At 61.0% G+C, this 17910-nt stretch carries 16 protein-coding genes; 11 read left to right on the top strand and 5 right to left on the bottom strand.

Annotation, left to right across the window (positions count from 1 at the left end):
* Positions 1–121 precede the first annotated feature (121 nt).
* The 3 genes from ACN50D_RS09635 to ACN50D_RS09625 form a co-directional block, all read right to left on the bottom strand.
* Positions 122–487: a hypothetical protein gene (locus ACN50D_RS09635; RefSeq protein ID WP_007730475.1), complete on the bottom strand. Its 366-nt coding sequence runs from the start codon at positions 485–487 to the stop codon at positions 122–124.
* Between the two features lie 336 nt (positions 488–823).
* A complete protein-coding gene (locus tag ACN50D_RS09630; RefSeq protein WP_030536126.1) occupies positions 824–1690 on the bottom strand; it encodes an alpha/beta hydrolase family protein in 867 nt (288 codons plus the stop codon).
* A 90-nt stretch (positions 1691–1780) separates the two neighbouring features.
* A complete protein-coding gene (locus ACN50D_RS09625) occupies positions 1781–2827 on the bottom strand; it encodes a LacI family DNA-binding transcriptional regulator (protein ID WP_007730477.1) in 1047 nt (348 codons plus the stop codon).
* Positions 2828–3075: 248 nt separating this feature from the next.
* Here ACN50D_RS09625 and ACN50D_RS09620 point away from each other — a divergent pair, with 248 nt between their 5' ends.
* From ACN50D_RS09620 to ACN50D_RS09600, 5 genes are all read left to right on the top strand, one after another.
* On the top strand, positions 3076–4530 hold the full coding sequence (locus ACN50D_RS09620; RefSeq protein WP_065351557.1) for an APC family permease: 1455 nt from the start codon (positions 3076–3078) through the stop codon (positions 4528–4530).
* Positions 4527–6131, top strand: coding sequence for a N,N-dimethylformamidase beta subunit family domain-containing protein (locus ACN50D_RS09615; RefSeq protein ID WP_211921700.1), 1605 nt, complete (start codon positions 4527–4529; stop codon positions 6129–6131). The genes ACN50D_RS09620 and ACN50D_RS09615 overlap by 4 nt, the downstream gene beginning before the upstream one ends.
* Position 6132: 1 nt before the next feature.
* The gene (locus ACN50D_RS09610; protein ID WP_042921486.1) at positions 6133–6495 is read left to right on the top strand and encodes a cupin domain-containing protein; all 363 of its coding nucleotides are present in this window, start codon (positions 6133–6135) and stop codon (positions 6493–6495) included.
* Positions 6492–7937: an aminobutyraldehyde dehydrogenase gene (locus tag ACN50D_RS09605; RefSeq protein WP_211921698.1), complete on the top strand. Its 1446-nt coding sequence runs from the start codon at positions 6492–6494 to the stop codon at positions 7935–7937. Before ACN50D_RS09610 ends, ACN50D_RS09605 begins: the two co-directional genes overlap by 4 nt.
* A 227-nt stretch (positions 7938–8164) precedes the next feature.
* On the top strand, positions 8165–8299 hold the full coding sequence (locus ACN50D_RS09600) for a hypothetical protein (RefSeq protein WP_003942853.1): 135 nt from the start codon (positions 8165–8167) through the stop codon (positions 8297–8299).
* Between the two features lie 14 nt (positions 8300–8313).
* Here ACN50D_RS09600 and ACN50D_RS09595 read toward each other — a convergent pair whose 3' ends face one another.
* The gene (locus tag ACN50D_RS09595; RefSeq protein WP_007730507.1) at positions 8314–8967 is read right to left on the bottom strand and encodes a nucleoside/nucleotide kinase family protein; all 654 of its coding nucleotides are present in this window, start codon (positions 8965–8967) and stop codon (positions 8314–8316) included.
* A gap of 124 nt (positions 8968–9091) precedes the next feature.
* Here ACN50D_RS09595 and ACN50D_RS09590 point away from each other — a divergent pair, with 124 nt between their 5' ends.
* From ACN50D_RS09590 to ACN50D_RS09570, 5 genes are all read left to right on the top strand, one after another.
* A complete protein-coding gene (locus tag ACN50D_RS09590; protein WP_007730510.1) occupies positions 9092–9685 on the top strand; it encodes a TetR/AcrR family transcriptional regulator in 594 nt (197 codons plus the stop codon).
* A 45-nt stretch (positions 9686–9730) separates the two neighbouring features.
* A complete protein-coding gene (locus ACN50D_RS09585) occupies positions 9731–10609 on the top strand; it encodes a crotonase/enoyl-CoA hydratase family protein (RefSeq protein WP_223304467.1) in 879 nt (292 codons plus the stop codon).
* Between the two features lie 14 nt (positions 10610–10623).
* A complete protein-coding gene (locus ACN50D_RS09580) occupies positions 10624–12267 on the top strand; it encodes an AMP-binding protein (RefSeq protein ID WP_042451563.1) in 1644 nt (547 codons plus the stop codon).
* Between the two features lie 82 nt (positions 12268–12349).
* Positions 12350–13903: an acetyl-CoA hydrolase/transferase family protein gene (locus ACN50D_RS09575; RefSeq protein ID WP_211921696.1), complete on the top strand. Its 1554-nt coding sequence runs from the start codon at positions 12350–12352 to the stop codon at positions 13901–13903.
* 60 nt (positions 13904–13963) lie between these two features.
* Entirely contained in the window at positions 13964–14599 is a 636-nt protein-coding gene (locus tag ACN50D_RS09570; protein ID WP_030536123.1) for a TetR/AcrR family transcriptional regulator, read from the top strand.
* Here ACN50D_RS09570 and ACN50D_RS09565 read toward each other — a convergent pair whose 3' ends face one another.
* Positions 14600–15949 (bottom strand): MFS transporter, encoded by a 1350-nt coding sequence (locus tag ACN50D_RS09565; RefSeq protein ID WP_211921694.1) that lies wholly within the window; start codon positions 15947–15949, stop codon positions 14600–14602.
* Between the two features lie 375 nt (positions 15950–16324).
* On the opposite strand from ACN50D_RS09565, the gene ACN50D_RS09560 reads away from it, so the two are divergent.
* Positions 16325–17902 (top strand): AMP-binding protein, encoded by a 1578-nt coding sequence (locus ACN50D_RS09560; protein ID WP_058038360.1) that lies wholly within the window; start codon positions 16325–16327, stop codon positions 17900–17902.
* Positions 17903–17910: the final 8 nt, after the last annotated feature.

Raw genomic sequence — 17910 nt, 5'->3', positions numbered from 1 at the left:
TCCGCCTGACTGCCGAGAGTCGGCTTCCGCCTGACAACTGAAAACACGACAGCTGGGGCAGTACACGATTTCCGTGTACTGCCCCAGCTGTCGTTTCAGGTCAGTTGTCGTTCAGCGCCGGTTACGCGCCGACGAGATGGCGATGAAAATGATCGCTGCGTCGGTGGGCCTGGCTGAGATTTCTGATCTCACGCAGCCAGAAGTGAGACGCCAGCGTGTTACTGCTTCCGTAACCAGTGCCGGACGTGTCTTCGTCGATCAGGGCGACAAGCGCTTTGATCAGGCTGGTGACCTTGAGGTTGTTGGTCTGAGAATGTCGGAGCAACAGCTCGGCGGCTTCGTCGGTGCTGCAACGGTAGAGGGTGCAGACGATTTCGATACCGCGCTCGCGGATCCGGCCCGAAGTAGTCGGGATCCGTAGACCGTTCGTCGAGTTGCTGTTCGTCTGGTTGTTCGTGTCGTCGGGGTGAATCATGGTGTTGATCAAGGTATTCCTTTGAACCGCAGGGTCTTTGGGCCCGTGCGGTGTGTAGCGCATGTTGATACTGGTGCAGTCGGTACGCGATTGGCGGCGGACTCCGTCGGAGCCTTCGGCCTGGTCAACAATCTGCGGGACTGATGAAAGTGCGTAGTGATCAAAGGCGCGGATTTGCACCGAACTGGAAGTCTGCCCCTGGAACGAATACTGGAACTGTTGTTCCGGGCGAAGCGACCGGCTGCCTGACTGACGGCTGCCCTCTGATAACCCCACCGTACGTCATCGATTGAGTTTCAGCTAATTCTATTTCGAGCGGCTGAGAGCACTGTGGCCCGTATTACCTGCTCAAGAGGCATTTATGTGGCCGATTATTGCTTGCTTGGTGGTAGCCCAGGCGTCGGTCGTCGGGTTGCCGAACTCGCCGTGGCCGACGCCGGGAAGTTCGATCAGATCGACCACGTCGCCTGCTGCTCGGGCGGCACGGGCATAGCGCCGACTCTGTTCGACCGACACGACCTTGTCTCCGAGTCCGTGGATCACCGTGACGGGGAGGCCGGTGGGGAGGTGCTCGATCGGTGATGCGATGCGGTAGCGATCGGGATGATCGGTAGGCATGCCGCCCAGAAGATTTCGAACAAATCGATCTTTGCCCGCGGTTGCGGCGAGCGTCATGTCGAAGACGCCGGCCATGATCGTCGTCGAGCGAACCGGCACCGAGAGGTTTGGTTCCGGGGCGTCTGCACCCTGTTGGGATCGCGATGCGACCCAGGCGGCAAGTTGTCCACCCGCGGAGTAGCCGGCGATGTGTACACGGCTCAAATCCAGTCGCCCGGAGGCCTTTTCCTGAACGATGCCGGCCAGAGCGTTGGTGGCCGTAACGGTATCGGAGAGCGTGGTCGGCCAACCACCCTGACCGCCGACGCGTCTGTATTCGATGTTCCAGACCGCAATTCCGTACGGGGTCAGGGTTTTTGCCCACGCGCCCGCGTATTCGAGATTGCTCTTCTGGGCCCATCCACCGCCGTGAATGAGTACGACGACCGGCAGGTCACCGTCCGATCCTTCTGGAAGATACAGATCGCCGAAAGTGTCTGCGGCCGCGGCGTAGGCGATGCGGACCGGAGCGACGTCGCGGTCGAGGCCGGTCGCACTGCTGACAGATGCGAGGAGGGCGAGTGCACAGACCAGCACTACGGCGAGATACCCGGCCAAGCGGTCGCGGGAGCGGTGCGCGATGACCTGATTCCTCTCGGCAGGCGACGGACGATAATTCGGAAATCAGTCTATCGGTGCCAGGTGAATTTATGGTGTGAGCGAATGGGCCGTGCTCGCTCGCACGCGGAGTTCGCTACGCGTATAGCTCTGAACTGGGGGTTCGTCACCGTTGACCAGAGCCAACAGTGCATCTACGGCCGCTGCCGCCTGTTCTTGGGGGAAGAAGTCGAAGGCAGTGATCGGGGGCTGGGAAACCAGCAGGGCGGGTTCGTCACTGTCCTGTGCAATCAAGACGTCACCCGGAATCGACAGCCCGAGATCGAGGGCCGCTCGCGCCGCTGCCGGGGCGCAACCGAGAATCAACGACAGGATCGCGTCAGGCGGAGTCGAGGAGTCGAGGGCCTCGCGGGTGGCCGCATACGCGGCCCCGATGAGGCCTCCGACGGTGCTGGCGCCCGGAAACGACGTCAATTCCTCGCTGGTGCGTGGTGCCACGCCTCGGGCGCGGCACCACTCGAAGTAAGCGAAAGTCGTTGCGCGGGTCCACTCCGAATGCATTCCGGGAGTGAGGACGAAAATGTCCCTTGCGCCACGTTCGGCGAGGTGGTTCAGAAGAGTCTCCGTGGTGGAGACGAGGTCCGGTGAGGTGGAGTATCCGAACTGCCCGGATTGTCCAGGACCCACTGCGACAGAGGGGATTCCGATCTTCTGCAGAACTTCGACGCGCGGGTCGTCGACCATCGGGTCGACGACCAGTACGCCGTCCATCTCGATGCGCCGCAGTCCGTTCGGATCTTTCATCGACGGCAGTAGGAGGAGTGAGTGATCGGCGTGGAATGCAGCCTGGGTCGCGGCGGTCGCCACGCGCCCGTACCAGTCGAAATTGAGGTACTCGGCCGATGACAGTTGGTCGGGAGCGGGGAGCATCAACCCGAGGGTGGCAGTCCGGCCTGACCTGAGATTCTGGGCCGACCGATTGGCACGGTATCCAAGGCGGTCGGCAACCTCTTGAACCCGAGCGCGAGTGGCCGCGTCGACCCGGCCCTTGCCGTTGAGTGCATAGGAGACCGTGGACACCGCGACGCCGGCGGCGTTGGCGACATCACGAAGCGTCGGCGAAACAGGGGTAGCCACTGCGGATCGTTTCTACTCGTTGGTCGGTTTGTCTCCAGCCTATCGATCAATCGTTTCGGCATGTTGCGTGCACCGGTGAGGGGCACCTCAAAACAAAACGTCGAATCGTTTCAGCGCAGGTATTGACACTGATGAAACGATTCGGCACTCTCTTAGGAACACCGGGCGAACGTCGAGAGAAATTCGGGCGAACCTCGGGAAACCTGACCAGGCAGGCGCATACTTGCCTTAACTCGCGGAGCCTCCCCATGACCGAAAAAACCGACCCTCCCGGTGCAGGAACGCATTCTGAATCCGGTTCTCCCACGTCATCCTCGGGCCTGCGCGCCGGAACTATCAACAGCCGTCATCTGGTCTTCTTCGTCATCGCCGCAGCGGCGCCACTGACGATCCTGGTGGGATTCGCGCCACTGGGCCTGATGGTTTCCGGCGCTGCGCTTCCGGTGGGGTACGTCGTTCCCGGGATCGTCTATCTACTGTTCGCCGTCGGCTTCACGGCGATGAGCAGGCATATCCGCGGCGCGGGCGCGTTCTACGCCTACATCACCGAAGGGCTCGGAAAAACAGTCGGCGCAGGCGCCTCTGTGCTGGCTTACATCGGCTATCTCGGTGGCCAGATCGGATTCGTCGTCGCTTGCGGCATCTTTCTCTCGTCGACGATCGAGTTGTTCTTGGGAGTAACCGTTTCCGTCTACACCTGCGCATTGGCGGTCGCAGTTCTGGTCGTGGTGGTGGGATATCGCAGGGTCGATATCGGCGCGAAGGTGCTGGCCGTTTTGATGGCGCTCGAGCTCGGCGTCCTCGCAGTCTTCTGTGTGGCGGTTCTGTTGAAAGGCGGCCACGAAGGACTGTCGCTCGACAGTTTTTCGCCGTCGACCTTCATGACAGCCGGACTGGCGAGCGTCTTCGTGTTGACCTTCACCTCCTTCGTCGGTTTCGAGCAAACGGCGATCTACAGCGAGGAAGTTGTCGATTCCAAACGCACAGTGTCGCGTGCGACCTACACAGCAGTCACTGTTCTGGCTGTGGTCTACGCATTCTGTGCTTGGGTGATCGTGCAGGCCGTCGGCCCGAGTCGGATGGGCGACCTACTCGGCGGTGACCCGTCCGAGCTGATCTTCGATCTCAACAATGAATTTGCCGGCTCCATGATGACCGACGTGATGCATCTGTTGATCGTCACGAGCTTCTTCGCGGGTTGCCTTGCCCTCCACAATGCTTGCAGTCGCTATCTGCTCACCATGGGGCGCGCGAGAGTCTTTCCTGCCGCGCTTGCACGGGTTTCGCCGACCACTGGAACGCCGAGCGTCGCCGGAATCACACAAGGCGCACTGGTATTCGCGGCAATCGCCGGCTTTGCGCTGACGCCCGCAGACCCGTACACCCAAGTAGTCGTGTGGACGAATACACCAACGATCATCGGTGTGCTGGTGTTGCAGGTTCTCACTTCCGTCGCCGTGCTCAGGTTCTTCTCGCAGGATTCTCGCGGTGAAGGTCTGTGGCAGAGGTTGATTGCACCCTCGCTCGCTGCAGTGGCGTTGATCGTCGCGCTCGGATACCTCTTGATGAACATGAGTGACCTGACCGGGTTGACCACCGCGCAAAACTTCTTGTTGGCAGTGCCATTGCTGTTGGCTTTCGCATTCGGCGTGGGACGCGGGATGCGCGTACGTGAACACTCGGTCGAGGAGTTGTCGGCATGAGCGAATACGCATGGTCGGTCCCCGGAGGGTTGGTCGAACGTCCCGGAATTGTTCCGGGCGCTCCCGAGATATGGGTCTATGCGGACAGGTTCTCGTACTTCGGTGGTGACACCGTCTCGATCCGAGTGCATACCACCGCAGAAGAATACGACCTCGAAATTGTTCGAGACGGCGCCCGGCCGCAACAGGTCGCGCAATACGTCGGTCTGCCGGGCAAGCAGCAGCAGACGCCTGCCGACGCGTACGCAGTGGGCTGCGACTGGTCGGAATCCCTTGCCGTCGAGATAGATCCGAAGTGGACGTCCGGCATGTACTTGGTTCTGGTCCGGATGCTCCACGAAGGGGTGACTATTGAGCGGGAGGGCTTCTTCGTCGTCAAGGCGCGCGAACCCGAGCATGCCGACTTCGTACTCATTCACACCACCAGCACGATGTTGGCCTACAACGACTGGGGTGGGGCAAACCACTACCGAGGTGTTCCGGACGGCTCCGGCGATGTGCCGACACCGATTTCCTCGACGCAGCGTCCCGTCGCGCGGGGGATGTTGCGCAAACCCGAGGGCGCAGCACGCAACATCCACACCGACACACCGGGAATCGGATGGATACCCCGTCACCCGCCGTACGAATGGGCGTGGGTGAACGGCTACTCGCGTCACCATGCGGACGCCTTCTGGGCCACTTACGAGAGGCCGTTCACGGTCTGGGCGGAAGAGCAGGGGTTCCGCGTCCACCACGTGACACAACACGATCTGCATAACGATCCGTCGGCGCTGCAGGGATATTCATGCGCAGTTGTTGTCGGTCACGACGAGTACTGGTCCTGGGAGATGCGTGACCGCATAGATGATTTCGTCGAAGAGGGTGGTGGTCTGGCGCGATTCGGCGGGAACTTCCTGTGGCAGGTACGCCTCGAAAACGACGCACAAGTCTGTTACAAGAATCCGTTCGACGATCCGATGCGAGAAGTCGACCCGACCCGGGTGACGACGGCGTGGGATTCGCCCGAGGTTGCCCGACCGGGAGCGTGGACGATGGGATTGACCGGCATGGCCGGTGTCTACAATCGTTACGGTGCAACAACTCCCAGGTCTTCGGGCGGTTTCACGGTATACCGGCCGGATCATTGGGCGTTGAACGGAACCGACCTGTACTACGGAGACAACTTCGGGATCGCCCCGATCTGTGTTGCCGGATTCGAGATGGACGGCGTGGATTTCACGTTCCGGAAGGGCCAGCCGTATGCGACCGGCGTCGACGGCGCTCCCGAGGATCTGGAGATCATCGCGATGGCGCCGGCAGTTTCGGGTTCGCGGGACAAATGGAACGGGAAAGTTCCGATCGGTGCGCCTTTCGCCGAAGTGCAGGGAATCATCGAATGCTTCTATGGCAGTGAGCCTCCAGATCACCTTCGTGATCTCGAATACGGATCGGGAATGGTCGCCTGTCACAAGCGAGGTCTCGGCTCCGTGTTCAACGCAGGTTCCACCGAATGGGTGAACGGGCTGATCCATCACGATCCGTTCACCGAACGAATAACTGCAAACGTACTGAATCTGTTTGCTGCACGAATTTCCAGCTCCAACACGAAGGAAAAATGACATGAGTGTCAACGACATTCGAACGTTCGGGCCAGGGCAGGGGACGCGGTTCATCCCGGAGTGGGGTGACGACGCGAGCCCGAACTGGTCGGAATCCGAATGGAGGTCATTTGGAGATCCGAACGGGGAATACTTCGGCGGTGGTTGGGAAGGCGAGCCCGGCACGCTCTTGTGCGACCCGTATCCGTACGACGAGGTCTGCATCATGATCAGCGGCCGGGTGGCACTGATCGACCTCGATGGAAACCGTCGCGAATTCTCTTCTGGGGAAGCATTTTTCGTGCCGCAGTCGTTTCGCGGTACCTGGGAGACGGTTGAGCCGTCGAAGAAGTTCTTCGTCGCGCTCCCCGGATCGCGCTCATGACGGTGGAAACTTCGATGACTGTCGCAGCGTTTGGTCACGTGATCGACGGAACGTGCGAGAGCCCGGCAGGTAGACTTTCCGTGCTGGTCGATCCGGTGACCGACAATCCATATGCCCGTGCTGCCGTCGGTTCCGCCGATGACGTCGATCGAGCCTGCCGTTCGTCTGAGAAGGCTGCGCGGTCCTGGCGCCGGTCCACCCCTGCGCGCCGTCAGGAGTTGCTGCTGGCCCTCGCGGACGCGCTGGAAGCAAACGCGAAATATTTCCTCGAGGTCGAATGCCGCAGTACCGGCAAGCCTCTCAGGCAGGTGCGAGACGACGAGATCCCGCAGTGTGTTGACTTTCTGCGGTACTTCGCGGGTATTGCCCGCTCTCTGCCGGGCGTTGCCGCAATGGAGTACACGGAGGGTGCTACGTCTTATGTCAGACGTGAACCCATTGGCGTGATCGGTGCGATCGCTCCTTGGAACTACCCGTTGATGATGGCGATCTGGAAGATCGCGCCGGCACTCGCGACGGGAAACACCCTCGTGCTCAAGCCGGCCGAGGAGACGCCGGAAACCGCGGTGATGCTGGGAGTGCTTGCAGCGCAGATCTATCCGCCCGGGGTGTTGAACGTAGTGTGCGGCGATCGCGATACCGGAGCCGCGCTCGTCGCTCATCCGGTTCCTCGGATGATTGCGCTGACGGGATCGACGAGAGCGGGGATTTCGGTCGCAAAGGCCGCATCGGAAGACGTCAAGCTGTTGCATCTCGAACTCGGAGGCAAGGCACCCGCCGTTGTTTTCGCCGACGCGGACCTCGACGGCGCAGTCGCGGGGATTGCTGCCGGAGCCTTTTACAACAGCGGTCAAGATTGCACCGCTGCGACGAGGATTCTCGTTCAAGAGGAGGTTGCGGAGGAGTTCACCGAGAAGTTGACGGCTGCGGCCGCGGACTTGAGGTTGGGCGGACCGGAATCGGGCGATTGTCTCGGCCCCCTGGTCAGCCGCGCTCACCGTGATCGAGTGGCGGAGTTGGTAGAGAGACGCTCAGCAAATACGAACGTATGTATTGGCGGGGGAAAGCCGGCTGGACCAGGGTTTTTCTATCTGCCGACTGTTATTTCCGGGGTGCAGCAGGAAGATGAGCTGGTCCAGGAAGAGATATTCGGGCCGGTTGTCACCGTACAGTCGTTCTCCACCGAGGCTGAAGCGATCGAACTTGCGAACGGGACCAAGTACGCTCTCGCGTCGAGCGTGTGGACGTCCGACCACGGCACCGCGATGAGGATGACGGCCGAACTGGACTTCGGCTGCGTCTGGGTGGGAGCCCACGGAATGCTCGCCGCTGAGATGCCTCACGGTGGCTTCGCCGGGTCGGGTTACGGCAAGGATCTGTCGGAGCTCGCACTGGCGGAGTACACGAGGGCCAAGCACGTCATGCATGTGACGAGCGTCTGACTCCTCGGCAATATCCAACGACGGCCATCTGCCCGCGCTGCGGGCAGATGGCCGTCGTCGTGTCTCGGTGGACCTGCAAGCTACTGTTTAAATATGTTGCAGTGCAACGTATGTGGAGACAGGTTTCGTTGATCCGGGTCGCGAATGCCGGTAAAGTGACGTGTGCAACATTGCGCACTTCGGCGCACATTCAACCCCACTTTCAATTCTGACTCCAGGAGACTGCCATGGGTTCATCCGACACCGATCTCAAAGCGCTCGACAGCGTTATCACCGTCGCCGGTGCATTGGCGGCGATATTCGGCGGAATCGCCGGAGTTGCCGGGCTGGCCACTTTTCTCGGAACCGGCGGCGGTTCTTAGGTTTTCAGCTGACATCAGTGAGGCTCGGACCGTTCGATTCTGACGATCAGATCCGCGCGTGGCCTGACTGCGCTGATCAACTCGGCGTTCGGCTGATCTACCCGTTTCACCCACTCTGCAGCCGCTTCGGAACTCTTTCCGAAGCGGCTGTGGCGTTTCACCAAGCGCTTCGTCCGAGTTTCCTCCGGAACGTCGAGATACCAGACCTCGTCGAGTGCTGCTCGCACTTCCTGCCATCCACCACTGGGTAGGAGCAGATAGTTCCCCTCGGTGACTATCAGCGGTGTACATGGGTCGACAGCCGTTGTGCTGCCTATTGATTCGTCGAACTCGCGATCGAAGACCGGAGCATAGACCGTCGAGTTCGAGGCTCGGAGTCGGCGTAGTAGAGCCGCGTAGCCGTCGACGTCGAAGGTGTCCGGTGCGCCTTTGCGTTCATGCCTGCCGAGTCGGTCGAGTTCCCGATTGGCAAGATGAAAACCGTCCATCTCGACGATGGAGCAACGAGAACCTAATTTCCGCACAATTGCCTGTGACACCGTCGACTTTCCGGCTCCCGGTGCGCCCGTGATGCCGAGGATTCTCCGACCGTCGTCGGTGATCAGGGAAGCAGCGCGTGAAGCAAGTTGGTCGAGCGTCAGCGAGACGGTCGGCGGTGAGGTCGTCACGTGTTGCTCCGATCAGTCCGAAGGGCCGGTGCATCGAGAGTACGCCGGAGGCTTTCGGCCATTGACAGTCTGAATGGACTGTGAAACTGTGAGCCATGCCACTCGAGAAGTTGGAGGTGAGACCGTGACCCTGCGCGATGCGCAGCGCGAAGCGACGCGCCACCGGATTCTCGATGCGGCAACGGATTTACTGATAGCGGACGGTTATTCATCTCTGACGGCGCAGTCGGTGCAAACCGCTGCCGGAGTCAGTCGGGGCGCTCTGCTGCACCACTTTCCGAACATGCAGGAGCTCACTGCGGCGTTGGTGTCGAACATCGTCGTACGGAACGAGGTGGCGGTAAGAGCTGCCATGTCTCGGCAGGATTCGTCGGTTGACACGATCGAGAACTCGATCTCCGCTCTGTATTCGGCGTTGACTCAGCCGCCATTTCAAGCGGAACTCGAACTGTGGTCCGCAGCGCGGACGGATCCGGTGTTGGCCGAGGTGCTCCGGGAATCGGAGCGAATCGCCGGACGGGATCTGCGGCGAGTTGTCCACGACGCTTTCGGTCCCGAAATTGTTGCTTCCGAGAACTATTCGCAGATTGCAGATCTGACGGTGCTGATGCTCCGTGGTTTGGCGCTGTCCCGGGCAGTGCAGAAGAGCGACGCGTCTGCGCGTCGTTCGATCAGTCAATGGGCAGGCGTCGTTCGCCTGCTCCTCACCCAGAACTAGCGCAACTCGTTCCGAGCGAGGCGCGCTCTGTCGACAGGACCGATGATGACGGATTTTGCGACCCTGAAGTACGAGACGTCCGGCGGTAAAGCGTATATCACGCTCAACCGCCCCGATCGGCTCAACGCGATCGACGACCGGATGCCGTCTGACATTCGAAACGCGGTGGCAGCAGCCAATGACGACGACGAGGTCCGTGTGATCGTCTTGCAAGGTGCGGGCAAGGCGTTTTGTGCCGGGTACGACCTCAAGAAGTTTGCCGAAGGTGACCTTGACGGAAAGTGGAACCAGGGCCCGGTCTGGGACCCCATCAAGGACTTTCGCGGGATGAAGCAGAACACCGACGACTTCTTCACGCTCTGGCGATCGCTCAAGCCGACGATCTGCAAGGTTCAGGGATATGCGATTGCCGGTGGGAGTGACATCGCGCTGTCCTGCGACATGCTGATCATGGCCGACGACGCTCGCATCGGATACCCGCCTGCGCGTGTGTGGGGTTGCCCGACGACGGCGATGTGGGTGTACCGGCTCGGAGCCCAGCGTGCCAAGCGAATGCTGTTGACGGGAGACACCATTGACGGTGTCACTGCGGCTGACTGGGGATTGGCGCTCGAAGCGGTGCCGGCCGACGAATTGGACTCGGCGGTGGAAGCGTTGGCGGATCGCATCGCCGGTGTTCCGCTCAATCAGTTGGCCATGCAGAAGATGATGATCAACCAGGCGTACGACAACATGGGATTGCAAGGCACCCAGGTACTGGCAACCCTGTTCGACGGAATTACGCGTCACTCCCCGGAGGGGCGCTGGTTCAAGGATTTTGCCGAGCGCGACGGATTCCATGCCGCGGTTCAGTACCGCGATTCCGGACGCAAGATTCCAGACGGAGGCGGGCCGCTCCCCGCGTCCGACACCCCTCCTCGATAGAAAGTGGATGTGAGATGAGCAGTGTTCTCGAAACGTCGTACTTCCCCGCTGACGTGTCTGACCCGATAGAGGAGCAAACGGTGGGTGGGCTGCTGCGAGAGTGCGCCGCGGACTCGCCGAATCTGATTGCAATCAGAGAAGTGGTTCCGACGCAATCGCATTCGCTTTCCGGGGCGGCTGAAACCGATCGCACGTGGACCTTCGCGGAGCTTCTCGACGAAGCAGAGGGGTGTGCGCACTACCTCTTGTCTCGGTTCGACTGTGGAGATCGGATCACCGTCTGGGCTCCGAACGTTCCGGAATGGATGATTCTGCAATACGGCGCCGCGCTCGCCGGGATGGTTCTGGTGACCGCCAATCCGGCGTTGGGTGCGGAGGAACTCGCGTACGTCCTGTCGCAGTCCCAGTCTCGGGGGCTCTTCCACACCGGAAAGTTCCGCGGTGGCGATATGGCAGCGGTTGCATCCGAGGCGATTTCGATTTCGGGAGAAGAAGTTCTCGCAGTCAACTTCGAGGAGTGGGATCGCCAGGTTCGAGGTTGGGCGGGCGAGCGGGGCGCTCTGCCCGAAGTCTCGCCTGACGACAATGCGCAGATCCAGTACACGTCGGGAACCACCGGAGTTCCCAAAGGTGCTCTGTTGCATCACCGCGGATTGGTCAACAATGCCGATTTCGTGAGTCGGAGAGGCCGATTCCCTGAGCGGGGTTCGGTTGTGTCGGCCATGCCGCTGTTCCACACCGCCGGGTGCGGCATCCTGGTTCTCGGCGCCGCGCAGCGAAGAATGTCCATCGGCCTGATCCAGTACTTCGATCCGACTGCGGTTCTCGATGCGGCGGAACGCTTTCACGCTGACGTGGTCAGTGGAGTGCCGACGATGCTGATCGCGATGATCAACGACGCCAGCTTCGCGAGTCGCGACTTTTCGGCCTGTTCGGTGGTCGTATCCGGCGGGTCGTCGGTCCCGCCCGAACTCGTCAGCACGGTGGAGTCGGCCTTCGGGGCGGGGTTCAGCATCGTCTACGGACAGACCGAGGCCAGCCCCGTCATCACACAGACCAGCCCGGCCGACACCCCCGAGGACAAGTCGGAGACGGTCGGACTCGCGTTGCCGCAGGTCGAAGTGAAGATCTCCGACGTCGTGACCGGGGACAGCGTGCCGCTCGGCGAACAAGGCGAGATCTGCGCGCGCGGGTACCTCGTCATGACCGAGTACTTCCGTAATCCGGAGGCTTCGGCCGACACCGTGGACAAGGATGGTTGGTTGCATACCGGCGATTTGGGGACGATGGACGAACGTGGATACGTCCGGGTTACCGGCCGCCTCAAGGACATGATCATCCGCGGCGGTGAGAACATCTATCCGCGTGAGGTCGAGTCCGTGATCTTCACACATCCGAAGATTCTCGACGTGGCGGTCGTGGGTGTGCCCGACGAGGTGTGGGGTGAGCGAGTTGTCGCCGTTATCCGCTGGAAGGACGAGTCCGACCAACCGACCGCCGCCGAGCTGGTCGAGTTCTGCACCGAGCGACTGGCGCGCCACAAGGCGCCCAAGGAGTGGTTCAGCGCGGAGGCGTTCCCACTGACAGGGTCGGGCAAGATCCAGAAATATCGAATTGCGAGCCTGGTCGGCGAAGGCGTGTACGGCGTCGTCAACTGATCGGTGCACATAGCACGTCGGAGCGATTCTGTCTGGGTTATCCCCGTAAATCGCTTCGACGTGCCCTGTTTATCCTGGTGCCGTGAGTTCAACCTTCGGTGAGACCGGACACAACGCCACCTCCAACCGCATTCGCGCCACAGCGTTTGCGTCGAAGGTGATGTCTGCGTCCGACGCCGTGAAGTTCATCAACCCGGGCGACACCGTCGCGATCAGCGGTTTCGCGAGCGCCGGTACACCCAAGGTTGTCATTCCGGCCCTGGCCGAGCGTATTCACCGGACCCGCGGCAACGGATCGAACTTCACGATCAATCTCCTGACCGGCGCTTCTGTGTCCACCGAGACCGAAAGGCTGCTCGCGGAGGTCGACGGAATCGCGCTGCGCATGCCGTATCAGTCCGAGGCCACCGCACGTCGCCGGATCAATGACGGTCGTATGGACTACGTGGACATCCATCTCTCCCACGTGGCTCAGCAGGTGTGGGAGGGCTACTACGGCAACGTGGACGTCGCGGTGGTCGAGGTCGCCGGTATCACCGAATCAGGGGAATTGATTCCCTCCGCGTCGATTGGCAACAACAAGACCTGGCTGGACGTCGCCGACAGGGTCATCCTCGAAGTCAACTCGTGGGTGCCCGAGGCGATGGAAGGTATTCACGACGTCTATTACGGCACCGCGCTGCCGCCGCATCGCAAGCCGCTCGAGATCATTCGTGTCGAGGACCGGATCGGCCAGACCACGTTCCGAGTGGATCCCACGAAGGTTGTGGCCGTTGTCGAGACCAACTGCCGTGACAGCGCGAGCCCTCTCACTGCACCCGACGCCGTCAGTGAGGCGATCGCCGGCCACGTCCTGGAATTCTTCGACTTCGAGGTGCGCGCCGGACGGATGCCGGCCGATACGTTGCTTCCGCTGCAGGCGGGCATCGGCAATGTCGCCAACGCGGTGCTCGGAGGGCTCGATCGGGGGCCGTATCGCGGCCTGACCTGCTACTCCGAGGTCATCCAGGACGGGATGCTGAAGCTGATCAAGGACGGAACGGTCGCGCATGCGTCGTCGACGGCTTTGGCGCTCACCGAAGAGAGCATCGAAGAACTGACCGCGAACATCGACTTCTACCGCCACCACATCACGCTCCGGCCGCAGGAGATCAGCAACCACCCGGAGGTGGTGCGCAGACTCGGAATCATCGCCATGAACGGCATGCTCGAGGCCGACATCTACGGCAACGTGAACTCGACGCACGTCATGGGGACGAAGATCATGAACGGAATCGGCGGCTCGGGGGACTTCGCCCGCAACGGCTACGTGTCCATGTTCCTGAGCCCGTCGACGGCCCGCGGCGGTGAGATCTCGGCGATCGTGCCGATGGTTCCGCACGTCGACCACACCGAGCACGACACTCAGGTGTTGGTGACCGAGCAGGGGTTGGCGGATCTGCGCGGTCTGTCGCCGCGGCGATGCGCGCGCCTGATCGTCGACAAGTGTGCTCACCCGGAGTTCCGGCCACTGCTCCACGATTACATCGCTCGCGCCGACGCTCAACCGGGTGCGGGGCAGACGCCGCACATCCTGGGCGAGGCATTCTCGTTCCATCAGCGGTACATCGACACGGGTTCGATGCGCTTGTCCTGACCTTCCGATCGGTGCTTGTACGATCTTCGGACGCCGAGCAAATCAGGAGTGAAGAGCGACATGGCTCGACCGTCGAAACCGTTGATCAGCCGAACCACCGCAGTTGCCGCAGCAATCTCGATTATCGATGCCGAGGGCTTGGACGCTTTCAGCCTTCCGCGTCTGGCTAAGTACCTCGACGTCAAAGCTCCGTCGTTGTATCACCATTTCTCCGACAAGAACGAGATTTTGACGGAGGTTGCGCGAGCAATCGTGTTCGAGACCAGGATTCCGCGTCAGCCCGCGTCAGGTGATTGGCAGGACTGGGTTGTCGCGTACGGCTTGAACTTTCGGGATGTGATTCTGCGTCACCGCAATGCCGCGCCGGTGATGTTGCAGTTTCTTCCGCGAGACCTCGTGACTGACATGTTCGAGGCTGCAGCAGATTACCTCGAGGGTTCGGGAGTTCCTGTGCGGCTGCATGTTCAGATCCTCGACGGCCTCGAGAAGCTGACCTTGGGTGTCACGCTCACTGAGGCGGTGAGGCCCGAGGCCAAGCGTTCCGCCGTTTTTGCCAACGTAGATCGAGTTGCCCACCCGGTCCTCGACGCCGCACTGAAGTCCAATCAACGTACGCCCCGGCAGTTGTACGAACAGATGATGCGAAGTTTCCTCTACGGGGTTCTTCACGCCGACCAGGTGGACAACTCGATCTGATCAAGCGGCAGGTACAGATGCCTTTTCGCCGTCGACGGCAAGTGCGACGGATTCCTTGGTATTGCGAATCTGTGCGTATGTGATCGTTGCGGTGGCGAGCAGGGTCGGTACGACGAAGAGGAAGAAGATGGATTCTGTCGTCCAGGAACGGTCGACGAGTAGACCGATCCCCAACGGCGTCACGATACTTCCGATGCGGCCGAGTCCCGCTGCGATTCCGAGAGCGGAGACACGTGCTTCGGGGCGGAAGAGGATCGGCACCATGACATACAGGCCGGTGTAGGCCGCGGTCATACACAGCCCGAGCAGAGCTGACGCCACCAGCGCGGGGCCGAGTTGAGTCGAGACCAGAGCGAGGACGCCGAACAGTAGCGAGCCGGCGAGGATGAAGCCCATCGTGATCCACATCGAGGCGAATCGAAGGGCCAGGCCGGCGAAGACCAGCGTTCCGAGCGCGCCGCCAAGCGAGAACATCAGTCCACCACTGATTCCGGCGTTGTTGGACATGCCGGCAAGCTTGAGAAGTTTCGGTGTCCAGGTATTGCCGAAGAAGTATGCGATGTTGACCAGGCCGAAGACGATGCATGTCGTCGCCAGGGCCCAGGACTTCAGGTGAGCAGATCCGGAGACGTTCGGTGACCGCCGCACGGGTGTCGCGTGATTACCCGTGGCCGGGACTCCGGTCAGTTTCATCTTGGAAATCAGTTCGTCCAGCTTCTTTCGCGACGACTCGGTTCCCTTGGCGGCGAGGAAGTCCGGCGATTCGGGGATTCCGAAATAGGCGACACCCGCCATTATTGCCGTGACGACCGCGCCGAGCAGGAATGCGGAGTGCCAGCCGTACGTCGACATCAGCACCGCTGCTCCGGCGCCGCCGAGTACACCCCCGAGTGGAATGCCGATCGCGAACAGCGCGATGAGCGTCGAGCGCTTGCGTGCAGGTGCGTACTCGCCGACGATGATCGGCGAACTCGGGATGATGCCGCCCATGCCGACGCCGGCCAGCAGACGCGCAAGCGCAAGTTGTGTGACGTCGCCGCTCGCTGCGGACAGTAGAAGACCGACTGTGATGACGACCAGCGAACCGATCAGCAGAGGGCGGCGCCCGTATCGGTCGCCGACCGGTCCCAAGGCGATCGAGCCGACTGCCATGCCGATGAGACCAGCGCTGAAAAGCATGCCGGACTGGGTGCCGGATATTCCCCAGTCGTCCGTGATCGGCAGTATGGCGAGTGACATCGAAAGGATGTCGTATCCCTCGGCCATATTGACCAGCGTGCACAGAAGGACGACCCGTATTTGGAGTCTGCTGAGTGGAGACACATCGATCAGTTCGCGTGCTGAAGCCATCGTGTTCCTTAGTCGGAAGGGGTGGTTGCGGGTGTGACTTGGCTTGTGCGCTCGGGTGTTGTTCACCAGCAGCAGTTTTCGAGTGGGCACCGAGTCGGTGTGCCTCAAGTCACATTCGTCAATCTAACGCAGTTCGGTTAAATGGTCAAAGCATGCGCCGCCGGTAAACCTAATGACGTATGGTTTAGTGTACGAGACGGGATGATTCTGCTGAGTCTGTTCGACCGTTGGCTCTATTCTGTTGTTGTGCAACAGTTTTGCAGTTGTCGATGGTTGACAGGTCGGTCAGGGGAGCCTACGTTTCGGCGAGATGTAAACAGTTACTGACAACTTCCTGGGACGCTGCGGCCCGCAGGAAGGAAGGAATGGTTTCCCATGGCCCTCTCCGATTTCTTCGACCAAGGGTGGAGCGTCGATCCCGCTGCCATCGCATATCGTCACGGCGACGTCGACTGGACGTTCGAAGAAGCGGGTTCGCTGTCCTGTCGTGTCGCGAACGCGTTGCTGCGAGACGGAATGAAGCCGGAAACGAAGATCGGCGTTCTCTCTCCCAATGATCCCGCGGCGTGGTTATGCGTCATCTCTGCCTGGCGTGCCGGTGGAACCTGGGTGCCTCTCAATCCGAACAGTCCGATCACGGACAGCATCGGGTTCATCAACCAGTTCGATTGCGAGATCCTCTTCTATCACCCTGTGCTCGCCGCAGCTGTAGACGAGATTCACGCTGCAGTCGGCGACCGCATCCAGTACATCCGCCTCGAAGGAGAAGCGGACGCCGCCGAGTGTGTTCGTGACTACGCCCGCGCTTTGACGGACTGGCTCGGCGATTCTCCGTCGACGCATCCGAGGGTCGACGTTCCGCAGGATTCCGTGGCGATGATTTCGCCGACCGGCGGTACGACAGGCGCTCCCAAGGGTGTGATGAACACCCACCGCAGCTTCTCGATGTGTGTTGCGCAGCTGATGCTTGCCATGCACTATCGCGCCGACGAGAAGGTGGTCAACCTCGCGGCTGCCCCCATGACGCACTCCGCCGGAATGCTGACCCTGCCGGCAACTGCCCGCGGCGGCGCCGTGGTCGTGTTGAAGCGGCCGGATCCGGAGACCCTGCTCGAGTCGATCGACCGATACAACGTCACCGACCTGTTCCTGCCTCCCACCGTGATCTACCGGTTGATCGAACATCCGGATCTGGCGAAATACGATCTCACGTCGCTGCGGTACTTCCTCTATGGTTCTGCCCCGATGTCGGCCGAGAAGCTGCGCAAGTGCTTGAAGGTTCTGGGTCCGGTGATGATCGAATGCTTCGGCCAGACGGAAGCTCCCGGCTCCATCAGTTTCCTGCGCCCCGAGCAGCACTTTGTCGCCGGCGAGATCGCCGACGACGCCCGATTGCTGTCTTGTGGTCGGCCGTCGCCGTTGATCAGAGTCGAAATCCGCGACGACGAAGACAACGCGCTTCCGAGCGGTGAGCGTGGCGAAATCTGCGTACGCGGAGACCTGGTCATGAAGGGGTACTACAACAACCCCGAGGCGACCGCCGACACCATACGTGACGGTTGGCTTCACACCGGCGACATCGGATACCTCGACAACGAAGGGTTTCTGACGCTCACCGACCGCAAGAAAGACATGATCATCTCGGGCGGATTCAACGTCTTCCCAGCTGAGGTCGAGCAGGTGATTTGGTCGCACCCCGCTGTGCAGGACTGTGCCGTCATCGGCATTCCGGACCCGGAATGGGGCGAGGCCGTCACCGCTGTCGTCGAGCTCAACGAGGGCGCAGAAGTAGGTGCCGACGAGCTGATTGCTCTGTGCCGCAACAAGCTCGGAGGTGTTCGTAGTCCCAAGCGAATCGACTTCGTCGAACGACTCCCGCGCAGCGTCAACGGGAAGGTCCTCAAGAAGGATCTCCGAGAACTCTACTGGGCTGATCAGGCTCGACGAGTCTGAAGAACAGG

The organism is Rhodococcus sp. SB1D, from assembly GCF_048573875.1.
GTDB classification, from domain to species: Bacteria; Actinomycetota; Actinomycetes; order Mycobacteriales; family Mycobacteriaceae; genus Rhodococcus_F; species Rhodococcus_F qingshengii.
Note: the sequence above shows the minus strand (reverse complement) of the source record. Positions and strands in the feature narration are given on the sequence as shown.